At 71.8% G+C, this 5,499-nt stretch carries 5 protein-coding genes; 1 reads left to right on the top strand and 4 read right to left on the bottom strand.

Annotation, left to right across the window (positions count from 1 at the left end):
* Nucleotides 1–70 precede the first annotated feature (70 nt).
* The 4 genes from E4099_RS28440 to E4099_RS28425 all read right to left on the bottom strand — a co-directional run bounded on the left by E4099_RS28440 (nucleotide 71) and on the right by E4099_RS28425 (nucleotide 4,074).
* On the bottom strand, nucleotides 71–1,867 hold the full coding sequence (locus E4099_RS28440) for a DEAD/DEAH box helicase (RefSeq protein WP_135341997.1): 1,797 nt from the start codon (nucleotides 1,865–1,867) through the stop codon (nucleotides 71–73).
* A 107-nt stretch (nucleotides 1,868–1,974) separates the two neighbouring features.
* Nucleotides 1,975–2,367: a type II toxin-antitoxin system death-on-curing family toxin gene (locus tag E4099_RS28435; protein ID WP_135341996.1), complete on the bottom strand. Its 393-nt coding sequence runs from the start codon at nucleotides 2,365–2,367 to the stop codon at nucleotides 1,975–1,977.
* Entirely contained in the window at nucleotides 2,364–2,564 is a 201-nt protein-coding gene (locus tag E4099_RS28430; protein WP_135341995.1) for a ribbon-helix-helix protein, CopG family, read from the bottom strand. The genes E4099_RS28435 and E4099_RS28430 overlap by 4 nt, the downstream gene beginning before the upstream one ends.
* Before the next feature lie 52 nt (nucleotides 2,565–2,616).
* Nucleotides 2,617–4,074 carry an MFS transporter gene (locus E4099_RS28425; protein ID WP_135341994.1) on the bottom strand — a complete coding sequence of 486 codons (1,458 nt, stop codon included), beginning with the start codon at nucleotides 4,072–4,074 and terminating at the stop codon, nucleotides 2,617–2,619.
* A gap of 241 nt (nucleotides 4,075–4,315) precedes the next feature.
* Between E4099_RS28425 and E4099_RS28420 the strand changes: the two genes are divergently transcribed.
* Nucleotides 4,316–4,936, top strand: coding sequence for a hypothetical protein (locus E4099_RS28420; protein ID WP_135341993.1), 621 nt, complete (start codon nucleotides 4,316–4,318; stop codon nucleotides 4,934–4,936).
* Nucleotides 4,937–5,499 lie beyond the last annotated feature (563 nt).

Below are 5,499 nucleotides of genomic sequence, written 5' to 3'. Positions count from 1 at the left end.
CCGCCGCCCCGCCGCCCCGGGGGCTCCGGGGACTCCGGGGTGCTCCGGGCCGAGCCCCCGCCGGCAGGCGTCACCGCATGCGGGTGGCCCACTCCCGTACCTTCTTGATGCGTTCGCGGATCTGTCCCGCGGTGGCCTCCGCGCTGGGTGGGCCGCCGCAGGCCCTGCGGAGTTCGGTGTGGATCACGCCGTGCGGTTTGCCGCTCTGGTGGACGTACGCGCCCACCAGCGAGTTGAGCTCCTTGCGCAGCTCCAGCAGCTCCTTGTGGGTGACCACCGGCCGCCGCTCGGCGGGGAGTTCGAGGAGGTCCGCCTCGGCGTCCGGCTTCCGCCGGCTGTGCGCGATCTGCCGGGCCTGCCGCTTCTGGAGCAGCAGCTGCACCTGGTCGGGCTCCAGCAGCCCCGGGATGCCCAGGTAGTCCTGCTCCTCGTCGCTGCCGGGGTGGGCCTGCATGCCGAACTCGGCGCCGTCGAAGAGCACCCGGTCGAAGACCGCGTCCGACTCCAGGGCCTCGAAGGGCAGCATGTCCTGCTCGCCGGTGTCCTCGTCCTGCTGTCGCTCGGCCTCCTGGAGGAGCTTCTCCTCCTCCGCGTACGGGTCCTCCTCGCCCTCCTTCTTCGGCTTGTCCAGGACGTGGTCGCGCTCGACCTCCATCTCGTTGGCGAAGCCGAGCAGCGAGGGGATGGTGGGCAGGAACACCGAGGCGGTCTCGCCGCGCCGCCGGGACCGTACGAAGCGGCCCACGGCCTGGGCGAAGAACAGCGGGGTGGAGATGGTGGTGGCGTACACGCCGACCGCCAGCCGCGGTACGTCCACGCCCTCGGACACCATGCGGACCGCGACCATCCAGCGGTCGTCGTTGTGGCTGAAGTCCTCGATGCGCTGCGAGGCGCCGGAGTCGTCGGAGAGCACCACGGTCGCCTTGGTGCCGGTGATCTCGCGGATCAGCTTGGCGTAGGCGCGGGCCGAGTCCTGGTCGGTGGCGATCACCAGCGCGCCGGCGTCCGGAATGGCCTTGCGCACCTCGGTGAGCCGCTTGTCGGCGGCGCGCAGCACATTGGGCATCCAGTCGCCGCGCGGGTCCAGCGCGGTGCGCCAGGCCTGGGAGACCGCGTCCTTGGTCATCGGCTCGCCGAGCCGGGCCTCGATCTCGTCGCCGGCCTTGGTGCGCCAGCGCATGTTGCCGCTGTACGAGAGGAAGATCACCGGGCGGACCACGCCGTCGCCCAGCGCGTTCCCGTAGCCGTAGGTGTAGTCGGCGGCGGAGCGGCGGATCCCGTCGTTGCCCTCCTCGTAGGTGACGAAGGGGATCGGATTGGTGTCCGAACGGAACGGGGTGCCGGTCAGCGCCAGCCGCCGGGTCGCCGGGTCGAACGCCTCCAGGCAGGCCTCTCCCCAGGACTTGGAGTCGCCGGCGTGGTGGATCTCGTCCAGGATGACCAGCGTCTTGCGCTGCTCGCAGCGGTTGCGGTGCAGCATCGGGCGCACCCCGACACCGGCGTAGGTCACCGCGACACCGTGGTAGTCGCGCCCCAGTGGGCCGGCGCTGTACTCCGGGTCGAGTTTGATGCCCACCCGGGCCGCGGCCTCGGCCCACTGCTTCTTCAGGTGTTCGGTGGGCGCCACCACGGTCACCTGCTGCACCACGTGGTGGTGGAGCAGCCAGGAGGCGAGGGTGAGGGCGAAGGTGGTCTTGCCGGCGCCGGGGGTGGCGACGGCGAGGAAGTCGCGCGGCTGCTCCTGGATGTACTTCTCCATCGCCCCCTGCTGCCAGGCCCGCAGTTTGTTCGCGGTGCCCCAGGGAGCCCGGCCGGGGAAGGCCGGTGAGAGGTGATGACTGGAGGTGGATGCGGCGGTGGTAGTCACGGTCTCCGTCGGAAAGGCTCGGGACTCGGGATCGGCAACCGCGTCAGCCTACCTGTGCGACGGGACCCGCCCGGGGGGAACAGCGGGGGTCCACCCCCGGGTGGGACTCAGCTCACATCCTGCGCAAGCAGCTCGCGCAAGCCCTCCGCGATGGTCTTGACCTCGTCCAACGCCCCCGTCGCCACCGCGATCACCAGTCTCTCGGCCGCGTCGATGTCAGGCCTGAGCTGAACGCCGTTCATCGCGAGAAACGTCACGCACGACGTCCAAGCGGTCCGCTTATTGCCATCGAAGAACGGATGGTTGATCGTGAGTGACTGCAACAGCGCGGCCGCCTTGTCGAGGAGGTCCGGATACGCCTCCTGTCCGAACATCGCGGCGGCCGGGCGGTGGACCGCGGACTCCAGCAATCCGGCGTCGCGGACCACCACCTCCATTTCGCTGCAGGCGATCTCCGCGACGTCCAGGACATCCTCGGCCGAGAGGTAGATGAACGTCACTTGAGCCGCTCCAAGAGCTCGGCCCACTTGGCCGCCTGCTCCTTGGCCGTCTTGCGAACCATGGCCTGCTGGGCGGTACGGGACAGGTAGTCGTCGACGGCCTGAAGCACTATGGCGTGCATGCTCAAGCCCTCCTGCTCGGCGCGCTGCTTCAGAGCGTCGGCTTGATCGTCACGGAGTCGCAGGTTCATAGCCATACCAGAATGGTACCACCGGGGTGGGGTCATTCTGGTACCACTCGGTGTGGCGTTATCGCTCCACGGGCCGCAGTCGGGTCGTGACCGCCGCGCCCACCAGGGCCATCACCGTCATCGCCGCGAAGACCGCGGCAAAGGCGGCCGGGTGGCTGCCCGCGCCGCCCGCCGGCTGGTCGCCGATCGCGGTGGAGCCGCCGCCGAAGGAGACGAACAGCACGCCGCTGATGCCCACCAGCAGGATGTTGCCGAGCGCGTCCGAGACCTGGAGGGAGGCGGAGTTGACGCCCGCCTCCTCGGGGCTGGAGAGCTTGAGCAGCAGCACGCTGCCACTGGAGATGGCCAGGCCCATTCCGTAGCCGCCGATCACCCAGGCCACGGCCACGATCCAGGCCGGGACGCCGTCCACCAGCGCCAGCGGGGCGAGCGCGATGGAGGCGGCTATCAGCAGCATGCCCAGGCCCATCAGCCGCTCCCGGTGGCGTTCCAGCCGGGGCCGGGACTGGGTGAACGAGCCGGCCGCCCAGGTCAGGCCGCCACCGGTGAGGGAGAGCCCGGCCAGGGTGGGGGACAGACCGCGCTCGCTGACCAGCATCAGCGGAACGAAGCTCTCCGCGCCCACGAAGGCGCCCGAGGCGACCCCGCGCAGCAGGATCACCGAGGGCAGCCCGCGAGCGGACCGGAAGGTGCCGCGGGGCAGCAGGCGCAGGATGCAGGGGATGAGCAGGGCCGCGCCGAGTACGCCGGTGGCCGCCGCCGCCCAGTGGTCGCCGCCGGTCACCGCCTGTCCGGCGTACTGGAGCAGGCCGGCGCCGGCCGCGACGGCCAGCGCGAGCAGGATGCGTCGCCGGTCCATGGCGGGGCTGCGGTCGTCGGCCGGCAGCTTGCGCAGCGCGGGGAGCATCACGGCCAGCGGCGGCAGCACCAGCACCGGTATGGCGAGGAAGACCCAGCGCCAGCCGACGTGCTCGGTGACCGAGCCGGCCACCAGCGGGCCGACGATCACCGGCACCACCCAGGCCGCGGAGAAGGAGGCCAGGACGGAGGGCCGCAGCCGTTCGGGGTAGGCGCGGCCGACGATCACGTAGAGCGCGACGATGACCAGTCCGCCGCCGACGCCCTGGATGCCGCGCCCCGCGACGAACATCCACATCTGCTGTGCGGAACCCGAGACGACCAGGCCGGCCCCGAAACAGGCGATCCCGGTGAACAGCGGGGCCATCGGCCCGGCCCGGTCGCACCACTCGCCGGACAGCGCCATCGCGAAGAGGCTGGCGGTGAAGTAGGCGGAGAAGGCGTACGCGTACAGCTCGACCCCGTGCAGCGCGTCCGCGGCCACCGGCATCGCGGTGTTGACCGCGCTCGCCTCGAAGGCGATGAGCGAGACGACGGTGATGATGCCCAGGGTCAGGGCCCGGTAGCGTCGGCTGAGCACGGTCTCCGCCGCCTCGACGGCGGATTCCTCTTCACGATCCGCGAGGTCACTGCCCCGCGCTGGGTCGACTGTGGTCATTCGGCCAGCGTAAGAGGGGTTTCCGCGGCTGACACCTGCCAGAGGGCGGAACTCCACTCCGTCGCGGGTCCTAGGTTCGGCGCGGGATCCCCGCGGCGGCATGGCCTCCCGCAACACCCGGCAGGCACACGCTCGAAGGCCCTGCCGGCCCGTTCCTTGAGCCATCCGTTCCTGACGGGGCATGACCAAGTCTTTACCGCGTCAAGATCCAACCAATACCGCACGACTGTACGATTCCGCGGTGGCCACCGTCTGCCGATCACGGCGGACCGTGCCGGCCACGGCTACCGCCCTGCCGTTCACTGGCCGGGCGTGCTCAATCGGGGGGTTCGACATTTCCATTCGCCATGCCTTCACCGCGGTCCTGCTCGCCTCGGCGGCACTCACCCTGACCGCCTGCGACCCGGAGTCCGACAGCGGCTCCGGCTCGGATGCCTCACCCGGCGCCGCCGCCTCTTCTCAGGGCACCGCCGCCCAGGACTGCCCCACGCCTGCCGCGGGCCACATGTTCCTGAAGGTCTCGGGCGTCGAGGGGGCCATGAACAACATCATCGCCAGGGAGGCGAAGGCCGACTGCGGCAGCGGCGTCACCTACACCGCCACCGGCGAGGAGAAGTACTACCGCTTCTCCCCCGAGGGAAAGGTGACCGTCCTGCGGGAGCCCAGGGCGGGTGACAGCGACGGCCCGCGCTACACCGGGCTCGGGCATGTGAAGATGTGCGCCGCCTCAGGCAAGACGGACGACTACGACGCGGGTCAGCGCGAGCCGGAGAACCCGAAGTCCTGCCACGGCGACATCTGGGACGTCACGATGGACGCCCAGCACACGATCACGCAGATGGCCGAGGTGAAGGCGGAGTAGCGAGCCGCCGCGGACCGGCTCCGGCCGGGCGGGGGCCGATTCCCGGGCGACCACCGGGCCGGGCCTCGACGGAACCGGCCCCGGCCAGGGCCGCCTCCCGCCGTACGGACGTGCCCACAGCCCGCCGACGGGCAGGCCCGGGCCGGCCAAGCGCCGGCCGCACGGCCGACCCGCCACGCCCGACGGCGGGACCAGGCCCGCTCCGACGGCAGAACCCGGCCCACGTCCAACGGCCGGCCCCAGGCCGCACCCAACGGCAGGCCAGGGGCACGCCGATGGCCGGGGCAGGCTTCCGTCCGACGTCCGGGTCAGGCCCGTCCAGCGACCGGGCTCCCGCCCAACGGCCGAGTCAGGCCACGTCCAGCGGTCGGGCTCACGTCCGACGGCCGGGCCAGGCACCCGCCAAGCGGCCCGGCGCGCGCCCCGGCGACGCGACCGGGCGGCCCAACCCCCGGCACGGCCGGCCCCGCGGAGACGCGGGACGCGGCCGCCCCGGCGTCCGAGGGCGCGTGGAGCCGCCTCACACACCTCGACCACCGCACCCAGCTCACACCCGCCACCCC

This window comes from Streptomyces palmae, assembly GCF_004684805.1.
Classification (GTDB): Bacteria; Actinomycetota; Actinomycetes; order Streptomycetales; family Streptomycetaceae; genus Streptomyces; species Streptomyces palmae.
The sequence above is the reverse complement of the archived record's forward strand: the minus strand, read 5'-3'. Positions and strand labels throughout refer to the sequence as shown.